The organism is Rhizobium sp. UFLA01-1127, from assembly GCF_059803845.1.
Genome location: NZ_JAUQTZ010000018.1, coordinates 42,460 through 61,443, shown reverse-complemented (window position 1 = coordinate 61,443; position 18,984 = coordinate 42,460). Strand labels below are relative to the sequence as shown.

The 18,984-nt window shown below is 57.7% G+C and carries 16 protein-coding genes and 1 pseudogene; 5 read left to right on the top strand and 12 right to left on the bottom strand.

Annotation, left to right across the window (positions count from 1 at the left end):
* Positions 1–183 precede the first annotated feature (183 nt).
* Together Q4Q11_RS06910 and Q4Q11_RS06905 are read left to right on the top strand one after the other, a co-directional pair.
* Complete coding sequence (locus Q4Q11_RS06910) at positions 184–660, top strand: EF-hand domain-containing protein (protein ID WP_498569036.1); 477 nt, start codon at positions 184–186, stop codon at positions 658–660.
* An 11-nt stretch (positions 661–671) separates the two neighbouring features.
* On the top strand, positions 672–1,988 hold the full coding sequence (locus Q4Q11_RS06905) for an MFS transporter (protein WP_498569035.1): 1,317 nt from the start codon (positions 672–674) through the stop codon (positions 1,986–1,988).
* A gap of 142 nt (positions 1,989–2,130) precedes the next feature.
* Here Q4Q11_RS06905 and Q4Q11_RS06900 read toward each other — a convergent pair whose 3' ends face one another.
* The 9 genes from Q4Q11_RS06900 to Q4Q11_RS06860 all read right to left on the bottom strand — a co-directional run bounded on the left by Q4Q11_RS06900 (position 2,131) and on the right by Q4Q11_RS06860 (position 11,845).
* Positions 2,131–3,192, bottom strand: a complete 1,062-nt coding sequence (locus tag Q4Q11_RS06900; protein ID WP_498569034.1) for an ABC transporter ATP-binding protein — start codon at positions 3,190–3,192, stop codon at positions 2,131–2,133.
* A gap of 80 nt (positions 3,193–3,272) precedes the next feature.
* On the bottom strand, positions 3,273–4,571 hold the full coding sequence (locus Q4Q11_RS06895) for a D-tagatose-bisphosphate aldolase, class II, non-catalytic subunit (RefSeq protein WP_498569033.1): 1,299 nt from the start codon (positions 4,569–4,571) through the stop codon (positions 3,273–3,275).
* On the bottom strand, positions 4,568–5,521 hold the full coding sequence (locus tag Q4Q11_RS06890; RefSeq protein WP_498569032.1) for an SIS domain-containing protein: 954 nt from the start codon (positions 5,519–5,521) through the stop codon (positions 4,568–4,570). The genes Q4Q11_RS06895 and Q4Q11_RS06890 overlap by 4 nt, the downstream gene beginning before the upstream one ends.
* A 12-nt stretch (positions 5,522–5,533) precedes the next feature.
* Positions 5,534–6,391 carry a carbohydrate ABC transporter permease gene (locus Q4Q11_RS06885; RefSeq protein WP_498569031.1) on the bottom strand — a complete coding sequence of 286 codons (858 nt, stop codon included), beginning with the start codon at positions 6,389–6,391 and terminating at the stop codon, positions 5,534–5,536.
* On the bottom strand, positions 6,391–7,308 hold the full coding sequence (locus Q4Q11_RS06880; RefSeq protein WP_498569030.1) for a carbohydrate ABC transporter permease: 918 nt from the start codon (positions 7,306–7,308) through the stop codon (positions 6,391–6,393). Before Q4Q11_RS06880 ends, Q4Q11_RS06885 begins: the two co-directional genes overlap by 1 nt.
* Positions 7,305–8,561 (bottom strand): ABC transporter substrate-binding protein, encoded by a 1,257-nt coding sequence (locus Q4Q11_RS06875; protein WP_498569029.1) that lies wholly within the window; start codon positions 8,559–8,561, stop codon positions 7,305–7,307. The genes Q4Q11_RS06880 and Q4Q11_RS06875 overlap by 4 nt, the downstream gene beginning before the upstream one ends.
* Positions 8,554–9,552, bottom strand: coding sequence for an N-acetylglucosamine kinase (locus Q4Q11_RS06870; protein WP_498569028.1), 999 nt, complete (start codon positions 9,550–9,552; stop codon positions 8,554–8,556). The genes Q4Q11_RS06875 and Q4Q11_RS06870 overlap by 8 nt, the downstream gene beginning before the upstream one ends.
* Positions 9,549–10,343, bottom strand: a complete 795-nt coding sequence (locus Q4Q11_RS06865; RefSeq protein WP_498569027.1) for a DeoR/GlpR family DNA-binding transcription regulator — start codon at positions 10,341–10,343, stop codon at positions 9,549–9,551. The genes Q4Q11_RS06870 and Q4Q11_RS06865 overlap by 4 nt, the downstream gene beginning before the upstream one ends.
* Before the next feature lie 185 nt (positions 10,344–10,528).
* Positions 10,529–11,845: an alpha-glucosidase/alpha-galactosidase gene (locus tag Q4Q11_RS06860; protein ID WP_113215620.1), complete on the bottom strand. Its 1,317-nt coding sequence runs from the start codon at positions 11,843–11,845 to the stop codon at positions 10,529–10,531.
* Between the two features lie 171 nt (positions 11,846–12,016).
* Between Q4Q11_RS06860 and Q4Q11_RS06855 the strand changes: the two genes are divergently transcribed.
* Complete coding sequence (locus tag Q4Q11_RS06855; RefSeq protein WP_498569038.1) at positions 12,017–12,832, top strand: helix-turn-helix domain-containing protein; 816 nt, start codon at positions 12,017–12,019, stop codon at positions 12,830–12,832.
* A gap of 588 nt (positions 12,833–13,420) precedes the next feature.
* Here Q4Q11_RS06855 and Q4Q11_RS06850 read toward each other — a convergent pair.
* Entirely contained in the window at positions 13,421–14,422 is a 1,002-nt protein-coding gene (locus Q4Q11_RS06850; RefSeq protein WP_498569026.1) for a glycosyltransferase family 2 protein, read from the bottom strand.
* Between the two features lie 542 nt (positions 14,423–14,964).
* Positions 14,965–15,846 (bottom strand): AraC family transcriptional regulator, encoded by an 882-nt coding sequence (locus Q4Q11_RS06845; RefSeq protein WP_498569025.1) that lies wholly within the window; start codon positions 15,844–15,846, stop codon positions 14,965–14,967.
* 105 nt (positions 15,847–15,951) lie between these two features.
* Between Q4Q11_RS06845 and Q4Q11_RS06840 the strand changes: the two are divergent.
* Positions 15,952–16,127 (top strand): annotated as a pseudogene (locus Q4Q11_RS06840) (transposase); the annotation flags it as partial.
* Between the two features lie 80 nt (positions 16,128–16,207).
* Here the strand turns inward: Q4Q11_RS06840 and Q4Q11_RS06835 are convergent.
* Positions 16,208–17,767: a hypothetical protein gene (locus Q4Q11_RS06835; RefSeq protein ID WP_498569024.1), complete on the bottom strand. Its 1,560-nt coding sequence runs from the start codon at positions 17,765–17,767 to the stop codon at positions 16,208–16,210.
* Positions 17,768–18,474: 707 nt separating this feature from the next.
* Between Q4Q11_RS06835 and Q4Q11_RS06830 the strand changes: the two genes are divergently transcribed.
* Positions 18,475–18,984, top strand: coding sequence for a PepSY domain-containing protein (locus Q4Q11_RS06830; RefSeq protein WP_112511660.1), 510 nt, complete (start codon positions 18,475–18,477; stop codon positions 18,982–18,984).

Sequence of the window (18,984 nt, the reverse complement as noted above, 5' to 3'; positions counted from 1 at the left end):
TGATCCTGGAAAACTGAGGTGTGGTAACTCCAGTCTCCCAAATCCGCTCCGAATGGACAACCTCCCGAAAGCTCACAACTAGATGGCCGAGCGGCGCGTTCGCCGGAGACCACATTCGAAATTCGTCCTGCTCCCGTGTGAGGAGGCAGGTGCGGATACTAACCAAGTCAAAGGAGAAACGACATGAGAACGACAAGAATTTCAAACGCAGTCCTGCTGGCTGCGGCGATCGCCTTCAGCGGCGCTGGAGCCGCCTTCGCACAAGAGAACGGAGACGCTGCTCATCATCCTGCGAATTCATCGCAGGCGGCTCCACAGTCGAGAATGGGGGATGTGATGGGACAAGGTCAAGGTGCAATGCCGGGCGGACCGGGCATGATGCAGCGCGGCATGATGGGACAAGGCCAAGACACAATGGCCGGCGGATCAGGCATGATGTCTGGCGGTATGATGGGCGGGAACATGATGGGTGGCATGCCGATGATGGGTATGAGTGGACCCATGTTGAAGATCATGTTCGCCATCGCCGATACCGACGGGGATGGATCGCTGTCCTTCGATGAGGTGACAGCGATCCACAAGCGGATATTCGACGCCATGGACGCGAATAAAGACGGCAAGGTCACGCCGGAGGAGATGCAGGCGTTCTGGCGGCAATAGGCTCGGAATCCATGACCGAGATGATCGAGGACTCCATCCCACAGTCGCTGCGACTACGGTCGTTGGCGGCGCTGTTGCTGGCGATGTTTGCGATCGCCCTCGGCTACGGATTCTTGCTGCCGATCCTTCCATCCACGATCGCCAGGATAGCCGGAACTGCGGATCCGGATGTCCTGGCACGGCATACTGGCATTCTTACAGGAACCTATACACTCGCGTTATTCTTGTTCGCGCCGCTGTGGGGACGCCTCTCGGACCGGTATGGGAGGCGGCCCTTGATCGTCATCGGACTGGTCGGTTTTGCTTCCACTCTGGCGATGTTTGCCATGGCTGACAGCCTGTCTGCCCTCTATTTCGGACGATTCCTCAATGGCGCCTTCGCCTCCTCGATTAGTCCGGCAGCCTACGCCTTGATCGGAGATCATGCCCCGACGAAAGAATGGCGCGCTCATCGGTTTGCGCTTCTCAACATCGCCGGAGCAAGCGGATTTCTCGTCGGGCCGATGCTCGGCGGATTCGTCCTCTCCGGCATCAGCGCCGTCTTGCCGGGCCTGGGCGCGGTGGCTGTCTCTCGTTCTCCATTTCTTGTCACCTCGGCCTTCGCGGTTGTCGTGGCCGTTCTCATTCTGGCATTCGTGCCCGGCGGGATTATCCGTGGCTCAGTCGGATGGGAGGATGCGAGAGCGCCAGAGGGACGAGCCGCACTGCCTCGATTGCTGGCAATTTCGTTTGTGACCGCGCTGGCCGTCGGGGCATTCGAAGTCGGTCTGTCGTTGCGTGGCGTCCAGCACCTCGAAATGAACACATACAGGCTCGGCCTGATGTTCACCGAGTGCGCCCTGGTCATGCTGATCGCACAGTCGATCGTGTTCTCGCCACTTATCAAGCCAGAGATCACGCGCTGGCTTCTAACACCGTCGCTGGCGATCCTGGCGGTGGGAGTTGCTGCCGTGCCCTTTGCATCGTCGGCTGTCGGCACTGCGATCATCGTCGCCATGATCGCGGCCAGCGCCGGCATTCTTTCACCCGTCGTTACCTACTGGATTTCGATGGTCGCCGGTAAACGGCAGGGCGCGGACCTGGGTTGGCAAACCGCAGCCGCGAGCCTCGGCCAAGCCGCCGGGTCGGCCGGGGGCGGTATTCTCTTCAACCTGACCGTCGTGCCAAATGCGTCGTTCACGCTGACGGCGGCCATTATCTTTCTGGGTCTCGTCGTGAGCGTCCGCATTCCACGGCTCCTGACGGAGCCTGGACGGGACAAACGTGATCCGCCGTCGCCATTCGCCGAAACATCCGAGACCGTCGCTGAGGAAGGGGGCAGACCGTGAGGGATGTACCGCGACGGAGGTCTTCCCCAACTGCCTTGCATCGATGCCCGCATTTCCCGGATGCCAGATCGAGGTCGCGTGCCACAGGACCAATCCCCGCTTCCATCGCATAACAGCGCACTGTGAACCATCATGAATACCCTTAAAGTCGCCGGCCCGTCGCGCCATCGAAAAGGTGAAGTTTGTCGATATCGGGCTTCACGGAAATAACATCACCGGCTCCCGATACCACGCGCTCGCGCAATGCCAATAGCAGTTGATCCGACCCTATGCCTGCGACGATCAGCGTCTCCGCTCCGGTGGGTTCCACGACGACGACCTCGGCATCGATGCCGTCTTCGTCAATCGAGATGTTCTCTGGTCGAATACCATAGATGATCTCAGCCCCTCGCGTGACGCGGAGCCCTTCGGGCAATGGAAGATGGACACCGCCATCAGCGACGAATTCCAGCGAGCCGGTACTGCTGATCTTGCCGCGGATAAGATTCATTCCCGGGGAGCCGATGAAGCCGGCGACGAAAAGGTTGGCAGGCCTATCGTAAAGTTCGAGCGGCGAGCCGATCTGCTCGACATAGCCGTCGCGCATGACGACGATCCGATCCGCCATCGTCATGGCTTCGATCTGATCATGGGTGACGTAGATGGTGGTCGTGCGTAAACGTTGGTGTAGCTGCTTGATTTCCGAGCGCATCTGCACGCGCAGTTTGGCATCCAGGTTGGACAGCGGTTCGTCAAAGAGAAATACCTGCGGTTGGCGCACGATCGCGCGGCCCATGGCGACACGCTGGCGCTGGCCGCCGGACAGATTGCGCGGATAGCGGTCGAGCAGGTTTTCCAGCCCAAGGATCTGCGCCGCACCGTGCACGCGCTGCCGGATCTCTTCCCTTGGCGCCTTGGCCAGCCGAAGCGAAAAGCCCATATTCGCCTCCACCGTCATATGCGGATAGAGCGCGTAGGATTGGAACACCATGGCGATGTCGCGGCTCTTGGGTTCGACGTCGTTGACTACGCGGCCGCCGATCGCGACATCACCGCCGCTGATCTCCTCCAGTCCGGCAATCATGCGCAGAAGTGTCGATTTTCCGCAGCCCGAAGGCCCGACGAGAATGACGAATTCGCCGTCCTCGATATCGATATTGACCCCATGTAGAACTTCGAAGTGACCGTAGCTCTTGCGGACATTCGTCACGCTGACCGATGCCATTATGATCTCCAGTTGAAAAGCCGTTGTTTGATCGCTTCAGCCCTTATCGACCGCCGCACTAGGCAGCCTGCCGAGGCGGCCTATGCGATCATGGCTGCAGAATAAGGTTCCAGCGCCGCATCGATCGCCGCAATGCAGAGGTCGCGCGCACGAGGCAAAACCCTCCTGGCGACCACTGCCGGATAGACCCGGCCGAGATATTGGCTGATGAGCGTTTCCGGAATGTCGCCCTCGAAGCGCGCAAGCAGGGTCTCGACTGCCGCTGCTGCCTTCTCGTCCGGCCAATAATAACGGATGCGGTCGCTATAGCTGAAATGGCGCTGCAAGCGCTGCTCTTCGACCGAGCCGTCATAATGGGAAATCCAGTGCCCCGGACTTTCGAGCATGACGGTTTCCATCGTCGCATAGAGCGCATCGGGCAAAACCGTTCCGGCGAGAACCGACGCGATGGCATCGAGGCCATAGAGCGCCTCGCGCAAGGCAAAGGTCAGGCCTGGCCCGACCTTGAGGATCGCAAAACCGCTCTCCACGAGGGCGGCAAGCCCGTCCCCAGGTTGATAGTCTGTGGAATGCGCTTCGAAGAGCAAGCCGGGCATTTGGTCGAGAGCTCCAACCAAACCATGCACGCGATCCGGTCTGTAGAGGATGACATTGGCATTGCCGAACTCGACGCCGGGCTGAACGACGATAGCGATCACCCGCTCCAGAGCATTTTCGACGCCGGCCTTCGCAAAAGCCGCGCGATGCACCGCCAGCGTGTTCTTCGCCGCCTCGGGGCGTGTGACCTCAAGCTGGTCGAGCGCATGCGTGGCGCCGCCGGGCGGCGGCACTTCGGTTCCGATAATATAGACGGGCGGGCGGCGGCCGGCGCGAAGAGCGGCCTCTTCCGCTACGCGGGCAAGCCGCGCGGCGCGCTCCGCTGTCAGCTCGTCGGCCAAGGCAACGGGCTCGCCTGCGCAGCCCATCGATGTATCGAGATGGATCTTTTCGAAACCCGCCTCGATATAGGCGGCAATCATCGCCTCGGCCTTCATCATTGCTTTGTCTGCCGGCAGCTTCTTCCACGGGTTCGGCCCGAGATGATCGCCCCCGGTGATGAGGCGATCGATGGGAAAGTCGACCGCGGCGGCGATGTCCTCGACGAAACGGCGGAAGTCACGGGGCGTCATCCCGGTGTAACCGCCGTCCTGATTGACCTGATTGCAGGTCGCCTCGATCAGCGCGACCGTGTCATCGCAGGCTGCACGCCTGAGCGCCGCCTCGATGACCAGCGGATGCGCCGAGCAGACCGACGTGATTCCGCGCGGCAATGTCTTGACGCGATTACCGAGAAGCTTCTTCAGCGCAACGCTACGATTGTGTTCGACTGAGGCATTCATCCGAGCATCACGACCTTGGTCAGATGACGGGGCGATACCGTATCGACACCCTTCGACTGCGCTGCCCGTTCGCCAAGAACTTGTAGGGCCGGTAGCACGCAGAGACCGGCAAGTGCCGGATCGCAATCAACGGCCAGTTCCAGGTCACCCGGGCCACCAAGGCCGATAACGGTCGCTCCCTTTTTTCGCAGTTCCTCGACCAGCAGCGCTTCAGCCGCCTTCTGATCGGCGCTGTAGAGCATGACGACTGTGGTGTGTTCATCGACCAGGCTGATCGGTCCATGCCGGTATTCCAGCGGATGGAAGCCCTGGGTGATAATCTGGCTCATTTCCATCAGCTTTAAGGCACCTTCGAGGGCAATGCCGTAGAGCGATCCGCTGCCAAGGAAAACGAAATGCGTGCGACCTTCGATGATCTTCGGAAGAGCAGCATCGATCTGGTCCGCTAAACTGCGTGCGGACTGGACGACCGATGGTGGGATTTTTACGCCGACCATCTGCATGCCCAGAAGCAGCATCAGGCTCGCCGAGACCGTCATGACGATGCCCTCATCGCCATGGGTCGCCGCGTCGATCAGCCGGTCGCAGTTCTTGGCAAGCGCGCTTTCAGGCTCGACCGTGATGGCGGTGACGAAAATGCCGGCTTTGCGGCTAGCCTTGGCGGCAGCAACCGTTTCCGTCGTTTCACCGCTGCGCGAAAGGGCCACGAGATGGACCTTCTGCCAGCGCGGCCAGAAGGCGGCCGACCGGTTCAGCCATTCCGCGCCCGGTGCGGCAATCGCCGGATAGCCGGCGAGATTGGCATGTGCCGCAAGCGATAAGGCAAGATTGTAGGACGTGCCGCAGCCCAAAAAAACCGTCAGTTCGGCTTCATGCGGGGCGGGGACTGGTCCGATCGCCCTTTCCCAATAAGGAAATTGCTCGAAAATCACCTTTTCCGTCGTATTCATGCTAGCTCCGATTTACTTGACCGATCCAGCCAGCAGACCGCTGACGAGGTATCGATTGAGAAAGATGACGACCAGGGCGGGAATAATGATGGCAATTGCTCCGCTTGCCGTGATCAGCCCATAGTCGATGAAGTTCTTGGTGACGAATTCGGGGATCAGCACTGTCAACGGCTTCGTCGCCTGCGGCGAGAAGATGAGCGGGACGAGATATTGGCCCCAAGCGCCAAGAAAGCTCAGGATTGCCGCTGCCGTCAGACCGGGACCGGCGAGCGGCAGGACGATGTTGAAGAAAATGTAGAGTCGGCCGGCGCCATCGAGCTGCGCCGCCTCCTCAAGCGCGATTGGCAATGCCTCGAAGACGCTCCGCAACAGCCAAAGTGACAGGGGCAGGTAGGCAGAGACATAGATCAGCGCCACGCCGACATAGGTATCGACCAGATGCAGGCTGATCATGATCCGATAAAGCGGAATGAGCACAGCATAACCGGGAATTGCGAGCGTCGCGACGACGGCGGCAAACAGAAAGCCACGGCCAGGAAACTGGATCCGCGTGAAGGCATAGCCACCGAGTGCCGATATCGCCACGCAAAGGACCGTTGCAGCTACTGACGTCACGATGCTGTTGATCAGCGCGGCACGGAACTGCGACCAGACCTGCACCCCGCCGATCCTGGCAATATCGATGCCGAAGAGACGCGAAAAATGATCCAGTGTGAAATGCCGCGGGAAGAAGTGGATTGGTCTAGCCGAGAAATCCTCGGTCGGGGTGATGGAGCTTGCAAGCGTCCAGTAGATCGGTCCGAGCGACCAGATCAGGAGAGCCGCCACACCGGTCCAGATCAGCAAACGATAGGAAAGGCTTTGTTTCATCAGTCAAACCTGGTGTTGCGATAGACGCGCAGCACATAGACGAGCGACACGAGCAGCGAGACAAGTGTGATCACGAGAGACAAGGCCATGCCGTAGGAGAAGCGCAGATTCTGGAAGGTCTCGAGATAGATCTGCACGAGAACCGGGCGCGTCTCGAGGCTGGAGCCCGACAAGACCCAGGCCTCATCGAAGAGGTTGAATGCGTTGACGGTCGCGTTGGTCATGGCAACGGCAATGGCGCTGCGCACCAGCGGAAGCGTAACGAGGGTAAACATCTGCATGCGCGTGGCACCATCGATGCGTGCGGCCTCATAAAGATGAGCGGGAATGCTCTGCATGGCGGCCAGCACGATGACGACGGTCAGCGGCATCATGCGCCAGACATGAACAACGGTGACTGCGATGATCGCGCTGGTCCGATCATTGAACCAAACATGGTTTTCGAAAGGCAAACCGACCGAAGACAGAATGCCGTTCAACAATCCGGCGCCGGGCTGATAGATCCAGAGCCAGATCACCGCATTGACGACACCGGGCAGCGCCCAGGGCAGGACGACAGCCGCAAGCAACCACTGTCGGCCGATCTTGACCTGATTGATGAGGGCGGCGGCAAGCACGCCGAACACCGTCTCGGCCGCAACTGCGAGCACGACATAGATGAACGTATTGATCCAGGTCGTGCCAAGCGGCGCGTCGGAAAGCATGCGGGTGTAGTTTTCCAGCCCGATAAAGGGAGTGCCCGCCTGCATCGGATTGACCCTATGCAGGCTGTCCCAGACCGTTCTTGCGATCGGGTAGAAGACGAGGGCTGCCATCGTGATCAGGATCGGCGAAACAAGCAGGATCCCCAGCATGGTGTCGGTCTTGACGCCGGCACCACGCTTTGTCCTGCCACCGGCAGAGACTACGATTGTCATTGCGCTGATGCCTGCTTTGCCGCTTCGGCGATGTTCTGCATGGCTTGATCGACGGTGATCTGGCTCTTCGCCGCACTATTGATGGCGGTATTCACGGCGCTCGAGAATTCCGGGTACCAAGGGGGTGTGCCCTGCGGAAACAGCGGTTCGACGGTCTTCGATTGTGCCACAAGCGCGTCACCGCTCAAAAGTTGGCCGGCCGAATTGAGTTCGGACAGCGCCGAGGTGCGGGTCGGCAATGCGCCATTGGCCGCGTTCTTCTTCTGGAACTCCTTGCTGGTGAACCATTTGACGAAGGCGATGGCGGCTTGCCTGTTCTGCGAGACGCGCGGGATGGCGAGCGCTTCGGGCAGGCCGAAGCTGCGGGTTTCACCGCTTGCGGTCGGCACCAGGATCGCCTCGATCTGGCCGGCGACCTTCGATTGCTTCGGATCGTTCATCTGGCCGATTCTGCCCGGTTCACCGGAAATCATGATGCTGGTCACGCCTTGGGCGAACATGCTCTCATTGATCTGGCTGTCCTTGAGGCCGGTGGAGGCAGGATCGACCAGGCCTTCCTTCAGCAGCATCAATTCGAAGGCGAGCGCCTTGTAGCCTGCCGAATCCTTCGAAACGAAAAGCGGCTTGAAATCCTTGTCGAACAGCTCGCCGCCAAAGGCCTTCGTCAGCAGATACCAGCTGGTCGATGCGCCCTCGGTCGCAGAAAGCGGCAGGCCGATCGGATAGGCCGCAATCTTCTTTTCCTTGATCTGCTTGGCAGCAGCGACCAATTCATCGAGCGTCTTCGGCATCTTGGTGATACCCGCATCGGCAAAATGTTTCTTGTTGATCAGCATGACGCGGAAGTCGTTGGTATAGGGCACGCCCAAGAGACTGCCGTTGACCGTGAAGATCTTGGAGACGCCGATATCCTTGACAGTGTCCGCATCCATCACATCGTTGAGCGGCAGATACCAGTCGGCGGCGCTGAATTGGCCGGTCCAGGACCAGTCGAACTCGGTGACATCGGCAGGTGCTGTGCCTGCGATCAGCGAGGTGACGAGCTTGGGGCGAATATCGTCCCAGGATAGCGTCTGCATGTTGACGTGGATGCCGGTCTCGGCTTCGAAGTCGCCGGGAATGTTCGGCGCCTGCGGCGAGGGCATCAGCACCGTGATTGATTGTCCGGCAAGCGGTTTCGCATCCTGAGCGAAGGCCGGAACGGCGGCAACGAGCGCCGCAAGAGCGACGAATGGCAAAGCATATTTACGCATGTTCCCTTCTTTCCTTGTTATTGAGGTCTGCTTCACTGGAATGCACCGCTGCGGTCTTTGCAGTTGCGGCAATTTGCGTGATCCAGCCGTCTTCGACCGGCCAATCGAGAAGACTGGCGGCCGCCAACAGAGCGCCACCAATGGGAGGAAGTTTCGGGCTCACAGCTGCGTGGCCGATGCGCCGCTCCAAAGCGGAAAGCAGCGCGTGGCTTGCAAATGTTCCACCCGCATATGTCCAATCAGCGCCCGGATCGCAATGCGGCGCTATGGCCTCCATGTGCTTTGCGAGCTCGGATGCAGCCTGGTCGATCAGCTTCCTCGCCACGCCATCGCCGGCGCGAGCAACACGATCGACGAGAACCGAGAGGGCTGCGATCTCGGCACGGGGGTTTTTAAGTTCGCTCACCCATCCTGCGAGAGCGTTGACCGGGTCGATGCTGTCGAGGCTCAGGAATTCGAACATGGCCTTCGCCAACGCGGTCGGGCCTGCCCGCCCGTCGAGGCTCTGGCTGACAAGGCTGAGCGCTGCCCGCCCGATCCAGTAGCTGCTGCCTTCGTCGCCGATGATATCGCCCCAGCCGCCGACGCGTGCCGATACGCCGGCACTATTGCGCGCCCATGCCATAGAACCTGTACCTGATAGGATGAGAATGCCGGGTTTTCCGGCAAAGGCGCCGAGATGCGCTGCATCGACATCGTTGAGAATATGCCGCTTCGCCTTCGGGAAGCTGACCTCGATCGCCTCGCGCTGCTGTTCCGACAGGCGCGCTACTTCGCCATAGGCGGGCAGCGCAGCCGCCACGGCCGCCGGCTTCTCCCGCTCCAGGAAGGGACGCAGCGCAAGATGCAGCTCGCGTCGCCAGTTTGGATTGTCCATCGGATTGATGCCGCTGCCACGCGACATGAGCAGCACGCAGCCGGCTCGGTCGGCGAGCGCGACCAACACCTTGCTGCCACCGCCATCGATGCCGAGGATCACGTCGTCGCTCATTCCGGCGCTCCAAGATCCGCGATCGTCGTCTCGACGCCGAAATTGACGAGTTCGCTGCGCCAATGCGCGGAAAGACCCGCATCGGTAATCACCTTCGCCGCACTCAAGGGGGCGACCTTATAGGTCGCCATCGTGCCGAACTTCGAAGAATCGGCGAGCACGAAACGATGGGCCGAGCGGCTGAGCATGCATTTATTGAGGCTCGCTTCTGCGCTGTCGACGCTGTAAATGGCGCCGTCGGGGCTGATGGCACTGGCGCCGAGAAAGAGCTGATCGAACCAGATGTTTTCGAGCATCGCTTCCGCCTGTGGCCCGACGAGCGAAGCGTTCTCGCTGCGAAGCTGTCCGCCGAGCAGGACCACCTCCAGATTCGGGATATTGAGAAACTCCTGCGCCACCGTCAAACCATTGGTGAAGATCCGAAGCGGTATCGGGTTTAGGCGGATGAGGCGTGCAAGCTGTAACACCGTAGTGCCGGCATCGAGGAAGATGGCGGTGCGCGGCGTCAGCACATCATAGGCTGCCGTTGCGATCGCGCGCTTGGCCGACAGATGCCGCTTGGCCCGTTCCTGAAAGGCAAGCTCCACCGACGATCCCTCAGCGATCCGGGCGCCGCCATGCACACGGTCAATCGCGCCGTCGCGCTCGAGGACCTGCAAGTCCCTGCGTACCGTTGCCAAGGAAGCGCCGATGGCGTCTGCAAGTGCCTGGATCGTCGAAAATCCATTCGCATACAAATGGCTACGAATGGCGTCGAGACGATCAACTTTCACTCCCCCAGCTTGGCTCAACGAAGGTTCCTCTTCCGCGATTACTTCTATTTCGCTCAGATTTCCATTCAAGAAGATCAATGTCAATCATAATTCTGATTGTTTGTGATCTAATTTATGATCGCTGCAAACCATAAAATGTGAGTGCGCAGCATCCTCTTGCGAGGACACCGGGCGCTCAGATGATAGCTAGGTGTCTAAATCGCCTAGTGATAAGCGGGCAAAAGATCGCCGTGCCGCTCGATCATATCGTCAACAAGCGCCCATATTTGATCGGGTGACAGCTCCGCCGATGTATGAGGATCGAGCAGGGCGGCCTGATAGATACGATCCCGTTTCTTCGTCAGTGCCGCCTCGACCGTCAGTTCCTGCACGGAAGCGCTCAAGCGCATGACGGCCGCAAGCTGCGAGGGTATGCGTCCGATGCGGATCGGCTGAATGCCGTTGTAGTCGACATGGCATGGCACTTCCACGATGCACTCGTGCGGCAGATTCTGGATCAAGCCGTCGTTCGGGACATTTCCATAGATCAGCGCCGGCTGGCCGGTGACCGCAGCATGAATGATACCGGCCGCGTATTCGTTGCTGCGGCAAACATCGATCGGCTTGCCGCCTTCAAGGTCGCGGCGCAACTCATGCCATTCGGCAATCTGGACCTCACAGCGGCGAATATATTCATCCAGGGGAATGTTGAGCCGCTCGATCAGATCGCTACGGCCATCCTTGATGTACCAGGATGTATACTCCGAAAAATGCTCACTCGATTCCGTCACAAAATGGCCGAGCCGCTTGAGGACATCGAAACGAACTCGATCGCCCGAAGGGATACGTCCTTTCTCGGCGAGGGCGTGCAGGCGCGGATAGAGATCCTCGCGGCTGCCATCAGCTCGCAGCTTTTCGTATTTGAGAAAGAAGGCGACATGGTTGATGCCGGCCGAAAGATAGTTGATATCGGTGATATCCTCACCGAGGCAATCGGCAAGATGGGCGGCGGTATGCTGTACGCTGTGACATAGTCCGACGGTGCGGATGTGAGGCGCAATCTCCTTGATCGCCCAGCAATTGATCGCCATCGGATTGACATATTGCATCAAGAGCGCGTCGGGGCACACCTCTTCCATGTCGCGGCAGATTTCTTCAAGAACGGGAATGGTGCGAAGCCCACGGAAGATGCCGCCGATCCCGAGCGTATCGGCGATGGTCTGCCTCAGTCCATGCTTCTTCGGGACATCGAAATCCGTCACGGTGGCCGGCTTGTAGCCGCCAACCTGCATCATCAGGATGACGAAGTCCGAGCCTTGCAGCGCTTGCCGGCGATCAAGCGTCGCCTCTATGCGCACCTTATCGAGATGAAGCGCCTCGCAGATGCGCCGTGCAACGATTTCGGAGGTCCTCAGACGCTCCGGATCGATGTCGAAAAGACTGATGACATAGTCGCCACCGCTTTGGCTGGAAAGGACGTCGCCCAGGATGTTCTGGGCAAAGACGGTGCTGCCGGCACCGATCAGGCAGATCTTTGGCATGGAAAAGTCTCCGCAAGAGATGTCTGCGAAGCCAATTGCATCTTTCAAATCAGAATTTCCTCTCCATAATAACGAGATTATTCCCGGATTCACGCCCTGGAGCGCATTGCAGTGTCAAAATTTCCCATATCTGCCGTGCAGGACGCTCTTTTCGCATCCCGGGGCGACTTCATGATCGAGTGTCACATTGCCAACGCCATGAATGCGGCGCATTGGCACGATCATGTCGAGCTGAACTATCTGCTTGACGGTCAAATGACCTACATTTTCAACGGGAGGCAGGAAAAGGTCGAAGCGGGGCGGCTGGTGCTATTTTGGGCAGCCATTCCCCATAGAACGATCGCGGTGACGCCCAATGCGCCGCTTGTCTGTATCTATCTTCCGCTCGTCGATTTCCTGGGTTTGCCGATCGACCGAGTTGCGCGCGGTCGTATCATGCAAGGTCAGATCTTATCTGAGGCTTGCCAAAACCTCATCGATGGTGCTGTTTCCCAGCGCTGGCTCAAGGAATGGACCGTTGGTGATGCCACACGCCGCGAACTGGTCTTCGAAGAGGTCAAGTTAAGGGTACGCCGCCTTTTCATTGACAATGGCGGCGAAAAAGAAGGTGCTTTACGTCATTCTAATAGGACGAATTCCGCGACCGCCGTTCGTCACACCGAGGCTCTTACTGATCTCATCAACAGACATTTCGACGAGCCGCTCACAGTTCCACAATTGGCCAAGCTCGCAGGGGTGCACCCAACCACTGCCAACAAGGCTTTTCAGAAAGTCCTTGGTATGTCTCCGAACGAATATTTAATTCGATATCGGATAGCTCGAGCGATGAAGTTGCTTGCTGACACTGACGATCCGGTATTGAAGATCGCTTTTGATTGCGGTTTCGGCTCCAGCAGTCGATTTTACGAGCTGTTCAAGCAGCGAACAGGCGACACGCCCCTGGTCTTCCGTAAATCGATCAATAGGGGGACTTCTGAAAGGCCATGATCACTACGCAGGGTCGGCATCGTTGACGCGATCCTCCTGAGTTGACGGAGATTGGCTGCCGCGGTCCGAAATGTTCACTCCCGCCATATGGCGCGATTGGATCAAAGCCTGCGTGGATGATCATCGGGATTGCAGCAGTCGAACAGCCGAGTACAGAGCGTCTTCGCCCTATCTCCGTTTGCCGCGCCACGCGGCGCAAATTCCTTATGTCGCCAGCTATTATGGGGGGACCGCGATCATGCTCGATTTTAAGGCCAACCGCCTTCAACGCTGCATGAAGCGCCTAATGCCGGTTAAGACTCTTCCTAGCCGTCATTGCCGACGGTCAAGGCAGCCGACGGGTCTTTGCCGACAATGCGCGGCTACCGCATGCAGGGGCATCTGCAACAGGGCGTAGTCGAAGCAGCGCGGCTCCCCAAGGGTTCCTCACCCCGCAATTTTCATCTCGTCGGCATGATATTGGGGCACCGATCGGCTCGCCCATAGCCCTTCTTGCCGCCGTCGCGTAAGCACAGTCGCATCCAAGGATCAGAGGCTGGGACCTGCCTGCGCGCGGCTCGGACGCCAATTTTGCAGAGCCTGTGATGGCTAAGAACCGCTGGTCGTTCGATAATGGGGCGATACAAACCCGAGACGCCCCCGCAACAATCCAACTATGCTGCCCAAGCACGACGCTGCGCGCACCAATGTCGAGCCCCTCGTCAAGGGAGCCGCGAGAATACAATAAAATAGCGTCCACACTCGACCCAAAATCGAAACCAATATTTGCAGCGAGATAGTCTTCGAGCCCTTGCATTTTCGTCTCTCGATCAGAACGCTGCTGTGATCCCTTGAACGCTTGTATTGGTAGCGGAGTGTCAAGCGCTCGACAGGAACCGTCTCGCTGGCGATTGCATACGGAGTCCAAGTCGTGCGGGCGCCGAGTTTCAAAGCATCGCTCCACAATTGCCAATCCTCGCCGCCTGCCAAGCCGAGCGAATTGTCGAAACGAAGACCAGTGCGACGAAAGAACTCAAGCTTTCCCATCCAGCTGCCGGTGGCCAGTTTAATGCGCCTAGCGTCGCCCCTCTTAAGGAGACGAACAGACTTCGCTTCACTATTGCGGTTCATTCTGTCCATCCCTGACCAAACCATCCTGTTCCACCGGGATGCGGCGGCCGGTGGCGGTGCGAATCTGACCGGCGAAGCGACAATATCGAAGTCCTGAGCCTCTCGCGCGGCGAGCAGCCGCTCAAGCCAATCTTCTGCGACGATTTCGTCGTCGTCAGCAAAGGTCAGCAAGTCTCCATCCGACGCAAGAGCGGCCTCAAGAGCACGATTGCGAGCAAAGGCGATACCGAGCTGCGTCTCGAGCTCGTATTGAACGCTCGACCTTGGTACTTGCTCGCGGAAATCTTCGATAGCTTGGCCTAACGAGGCCGTTTCATTATTCTCAATGATGATGAAATGAAGACGAACTCTATCAGGCACGTTTAGCCTGCTATAGGACTTCAGAAGATTCGAAAGCATTTGCGGTCGTCCGCGCGTGACGGTCCCTATGCAGATGGTTCTCTCGTAATCATCTGCTGAAAAAACTGGAGACAACTGCATGAGGGTCTAACCGACCGCACATTTGCACAATATGTTCAACCGTGTGTCGACTCGACGGATCGTTTGCCGCGGTAACCACAACATATCAACCTCCAAGGCACCTAAATGGAGAGGAGAAGCTAAGTTGAGAATTTTCCCGATCGGTATGGGGAACTAGCCCTACAGCGGCGGGTTGCTTGCTGGCAGGGCAGGCGTTGCCGTGCTTCACGATCTTTCCTTCCTCATTCGATGGTGACCTGTGGAGAAAGGTAGAGCACCGTAATGTCCAGATTGTGCGGAGAGTCGGTGGAGAGTTGGTGCAAATATTGACCGTGCTGCCGGCTCAGCAAAACTGGCTTTGGACTACCTTCACGCGTCGGCGCATGCGTCGGTTAGCCTGAATATGGGGCTTTGCTTGAGGATGATTAGAACCACATCTTGGGTCTGGGACATGTGCACGACATGCCGACTATCCCGACACCGCGAACCAGAAAGACTTGACAGGTGGATAGCAGCCTGTCCCCTCCTTACGATCAGTAGGGACAGGCCGCCGTCAGAGGGCGCTACTTCAGCGGCAAAAACAGCTCCGCGACCGCTTCATGTTCAGGCACCTCCGGAAAGAATGAAAGCCGCTGGCAATAGATCGGGAAATCGCGTGCTTCCTCGCCGCTGGCCGGAAGCCAGTCGCGATAAAGGTAGAGCGCGGCGGGCTCCAGATGGTCGGTGTTGCCAACGAAACGCAGCACCGCGCAGCGTCCGCCAGGGATCTTGCCGGCTTTGACCGGTTCGCCGTTCGGCTCGATCGGTTGCTCAGTACCGACACAGAGATCGATGCTATAATCGGCAAGCGACGCAGGATGCCGCTCGGAACGCCAGACATTAAAGGTTGGACTGGTCTTGGGGTGCAGGCCAGCGGCCTTGCGCCACGCGATGAAGCGTTGGATGGTGGCGCCGAGCGTCGCTGGATCGCCCCGATGCTCCATGATCGCCACCGGCGTGGGAGGCACATCGCGGATCGTCACGTCGTCAGGGGTAAAAGTCTTCTGCATGAGCTTGTTCCTCGCGTTGTCGAGAGGCCCGAAGGCCGCAAGCCACGGCTCCCAGTCGGGAGACTTCCGGAACGACGAAGGCGATTGCCCGAACCGTTGCCGAAAAGCGCGGGCAAAGGCATCCGGTGCATCGTAACCGGCATCCATCGCTATGTCTGTGACGCTTTGGGCGTCGGTGTAGGCCAGCCGGTACGAAGCGTGCTTCATACGGGCAAGCTGGACATAACGATGCACGGACAACCCGAAGACCGCCGTAAACTGCCGGTGGAAATGAAATTTCGAGAAGGCCGCAACACCGCTTACCGTTTCCAGGTCCAGATCGCTGTCAAGATGCCGGTCGATATAGTCCAGCACCCGCCGCATCCGGGCCTGATAGTTTTGAAGTGCCGCCTTCATCGTCGCCCTCCGTGGCCACACCAGTTAGGCGCCTACAGACATGACACGCTCGACCGATCTTGCGGTTTTGTCACGGGTCGCAGAATATCGCCAGAAACTATTTGCGTGCACTTCCGATTTTGGGATGAACGGCGAAAAGGGGGCGTTTTCGAATGGCGGGTGATCGAGCCGCCGCTGCCCAACGAGCCAATAGACGTGCCCCTGTGGATGATCGGCACGCGCTAAACGGTATATTCTGCCTGCTTCGATCGGGAGTACTATGGCGCGATTTGCCAGAACGCTAGGGGCGGCGCCGCCACCGTCACCTCCATGAGACTGCTGTCACATCCCGCTCGTTCTCGACCTCCAAAATTCATCGACATCAGCAGTTGTCAGAGCTGACCGAGCATGTCGCGGAGCTCTTGGTGTCGACTGGCGTCTCTATCTGCTGCGGAGAGCCTTGGCCGGTATTTTGGAGCCGATCTGTGTCGCTGTCATTTTCCTTGGATGAGACATCCCTTTTCTGAAGCTCATCTCCCGATTGGTCTGCCGCGTCATCTTGATCATTGCCGGGAATGACGTCCTCAGCGTTTTGCCTATGCTGTTGCGGTTCGGCACTATCCGGAAGCTTCTCGCTACTCTGCAGCATGTGACTATCCGATGTCTGATCATGCCGCGGATCAATTTCTTCATTTTGTTTTGTTGAATTGTCATTCAGTTCAACGTCCATAGATGTAGTTTCATCAAATTTTTCTATGGCAGCGTCATTTTCTAGTCCCGCCAAATCATGGATAGTTAGGACAGTATCATCGGCCGGGGCGGGAATTTGACGATCGGCCAAAACCTCCAGCGGTAAAGCCTCATATTCGATGCGCGTCTCGCTTGTTATGTTATAAATCGTCTGGTAGCTAATATCCTGTCTAATTTCGAGCTTATCTATTTCAATCAATGGACCATCCACAATGGCTGGTTCAGCGTACCATATAGCGTTGCGATCTCCATAATAACCATCATAATATCCATCCCAATAGGACTGCCAGGTTTCAAATTCCATATTGATTGACTGGAAATGAACATGATAATTCGGATAATAAGCTCTGGTCGTGTCGCTGAACGCATCGAACGATCCGGACACTATTGCAAGCGTCAGCAATATGCTCTGATGCGTCTGATAATCGTTGGGACGGTCATCATAGTAGGCAAGGTGTTGCCTAAGCCGCGCGACCTCTCGTTGAAGGCTCGCATTGCTGGCAATCTGGTCCTCCAGTGACGCTACGCGTCTTTCGAGAAGCCTCACCCTTTCACGCAAAGCTTGAAATTCACCCTTGCTCACGGTTCTGGTTTCATTTGCCGGCTTTGAAAGAATATATCGGGCGGCGTAGCTCTTCCATGCCGCATTCAGATAGCGCATGCCTTGTGCTGACTGCTTATTTTGCGAAGCTGTCAGAGCATATCGTGTTTGCAATTCACCCATCGCCTTCGACAGGCTGCCGGTAGCGTCGGCGATCGCTTTGCTATTGGGGGTCACAAGTGCGCCCTCCAGTTGCTCTGCTGCCCGTGCAACGAGGCTAACGGCTTCAAGAACACTGGCAGTGCTTCGATGCCGCGCGCCCGAGGCGTCCTTATAACTCCTCGCGATCATGTCAAGCGAGACGCGCATGTCATATAGCAGCCCCTGGGCATTTCGTTTGGTCTGCAAAGCGGCGGCTGTGGGAGATGCGAAGGCCACCTCAGCAGCACAAACCGTCGCGACCATTAGAACTGAACTTGCTGCATACCCAAGAACCACAAGCGTCAAACTGCCTGACATCATTTTTTTCAACATAGCGTTTATGAACCTATCAAGGCATGCATGTTTTGCCTTCTCAAAGCGCGCGGATGTGGATGCTAACGAACACATACGGGTGAACCATCTATTTAAGCTGGTTTCTCCATGCTCCATGTTTCAATCTCGCCTTGCGAGCCTGCAATCTGAGTATTTCGCATATTGGCAATGCACCTCAAAAGGACCGTTTGCATAGGTCCGCCGAACGGTCGATATCGACAAGATAATCGCAAGTAGCGCAGCTACATATATGAGGGCAGGCGCGAGGCGGAATAGGATTTGCATTTTGCTTTCTCAAGATCAATCGAATGTCGAAGAAACACCGGTCTGGAACTGGGATGAGCCCAGTCGAGGACTGCAGCCCATCGGTCAGGCTGTCAGGAATTCATCGAGCAGATGCGGATTGGTGGTTCATTGCCCACCTCTTTGTTCTCGCATGGCGACGTATGGCAGGTTCGAGGGTGTCTGAACATCCCCAAGGGTCCACATGTATGCGTGGATCGAATGATCAGCATCAAGAAGATGATAGCAAATAGCGCACCTAGATAGATGATAAATGGCATAAAGCGAAACACGACTTGCATGGCACATTCCTTCCGTTGCGATCGAATGTCAAAAGGACGTATCTTCGCGCGCGGTCACCGCAGGGCAGAAGCCGTTGCAGGCATTAGGTTTCTGCTCCCATTCGTCTTGCACTGTCTCGATTGGGGATTGGTATATTCCATGACGCCTGAAAAAGCCGTGAGGGCGTTGTCAGCGAATTGTCAGCTTCGCTCATCTAAGCTATTTGCAGGAGCGGCTTTGACGACTTGGGGAGAAAAGGTGTGCTTTTTCGGTCCGCAAGAGCCCTCGCTTGGTTTGCGACAGTTGCTTTGGCATTGCAACTGCCGGCGCTGGCGCGCGCCCAGGAAGCCATCAATGGCTCGCCAGATGCCGGCTACATCGAAATCGCCGATGCTGGTGAATCCGACAACTCTTCGGATCAAGGGACCGGTTCAACCGCATCAAACGCGGATGCGAATGATGGAGATGCGGGTTCAGATGATTCTGCAGACGATCAGCCCTCTGCTCCGGAGGGCTCCGGGCGAAACGATGCCGACGTGGAGCTCGGCGGACCGAACGGCGCTTTGAAAGCCGTCCAAGGCGATCAGGCCCTTCCGCTGGACGGTATCGTTGCAATCGCCCGGCATCTGACCAACGGACAGATCATTGACGCGCGGCTGCGCCCTGTGAAGGGTGTTCTCCAGTATGAGTTGAAGGTGCTTGAGAGCAATAATGAAGTTCGGCGCTATTCTTTTAATGCCCGCACAGGCAAATTCATAAGGGTAAGGTAA

What these genes read in the sequence shown, in the direction of transcription:
- Q4Q11_RS06875 (WP_498569029.1), bottom strand. Translation starts at nt 8,561, where the DNA reads ATGCGTAAATATGCTTTGCCATTCGTCGCTCTTGCGGCGCTCGTTGCC.
- Q4Q11_RS06905 (WP_498569035.1), top strand. Translation starts at nt 672, where the DNA reads ATGACCGAGATGATCGAGGACTCCATCCCACAGTCGCTGCGACTACGG.
- Q4Q11_RS06850 (WP_498569026.1), bottom strand. Translation starts at nt 14,422, where the DNA reads ATGCAGTTGTCTCCAGTTTTTTCAGCAGATGATTACGAGAGAACCATC.
- Q4Q11_RS06845 (WP_498569025.1), bottom strand. Translation starts at nt 15,846, where the DNA reads ATGAAGGCGGCACTTCAAAACTATCAGGCCCGGATGCGGCGGGTGCTG.
- Q4Q11_RS06890 (WP_498569032.1), bottom strand. Translation starts at nt 5,521, where the DNA reads ATGAATACGACGGAAAAGGTGATTTTCGAGCAATTTCCTTATTGGGAA.
- Q4Q11_RS06885 (WP_498569031.1), bottom strand. Translation starts at nt 6,391, where the DNA reads ATGAAACAAAGCCTTTCCTATCGTTTGCTGATCTGGACCGGTGTGGCG.
- Q4Q11_RS06910 (WP_498569036.1), top strand. Translation starts at nt 184, where the DNA reads ATGAGAACGACAAGAATTTCAAACGCAGTCCTGCTGGCTGCGGCGATC.
- Q4Q11_RS06900 (WP_498569034.1), bottom strand. Translation starts at nt 3,192, where the DNA reads ATGGCATCGGTCAGCGTGACGAATGTCCGCAAGAGCTACGGTCACTTC.
- Q4Q11_RS06855 (WP_498569038.1), top strand. Translation starts at nt 12,017, where the DNA reads ATGATCGAGTGTCACATTGCCAACGCCATGAATGCGGCGCATTGGCAC.
- Q4Q11_RS06880 (WP_498569030.1), bottom strand. Translation starts at nt 7,308, where the DNA reads ATGACAATCGTAGTCTCTGCCGGTGGCAGGACAAAGCGTGGTGCCGGC.
- Q4Q11_RS06895 (WP_498569033.1), bottom strand. Translation starts at nt 4,571, where the DNA reads ATGAATGCCTCAGTCGAACACAATCGTAGCGTTGCGCTGAAGAAGCTT.
- Q4Q11_RS06860 (WP_113215620.1), bottom strand. Translation starts at nt 11,845, where the DNA reads ATGCCAAAGATCTGCCTGATCGGTGCCGGCAGCACCGTCTTTGCCCAG.
- Q4Q11_RS06870 (WP_498569028.1), bottom strand. Translation starts at nt 9,552, where the DNA reads ATGAGCGACGACGTGATCCTCGGCATCGATGGCGGTGGCAGCAAGGTG.
- Q4Q11_RS06835 (WP_498569024.1), bottom strand. Translation starts at nt 17,767, where the DNA reads ATGGAGCATGGAGAAACCAGCTTAAATAGATGGTTCACCCGTATGTGT.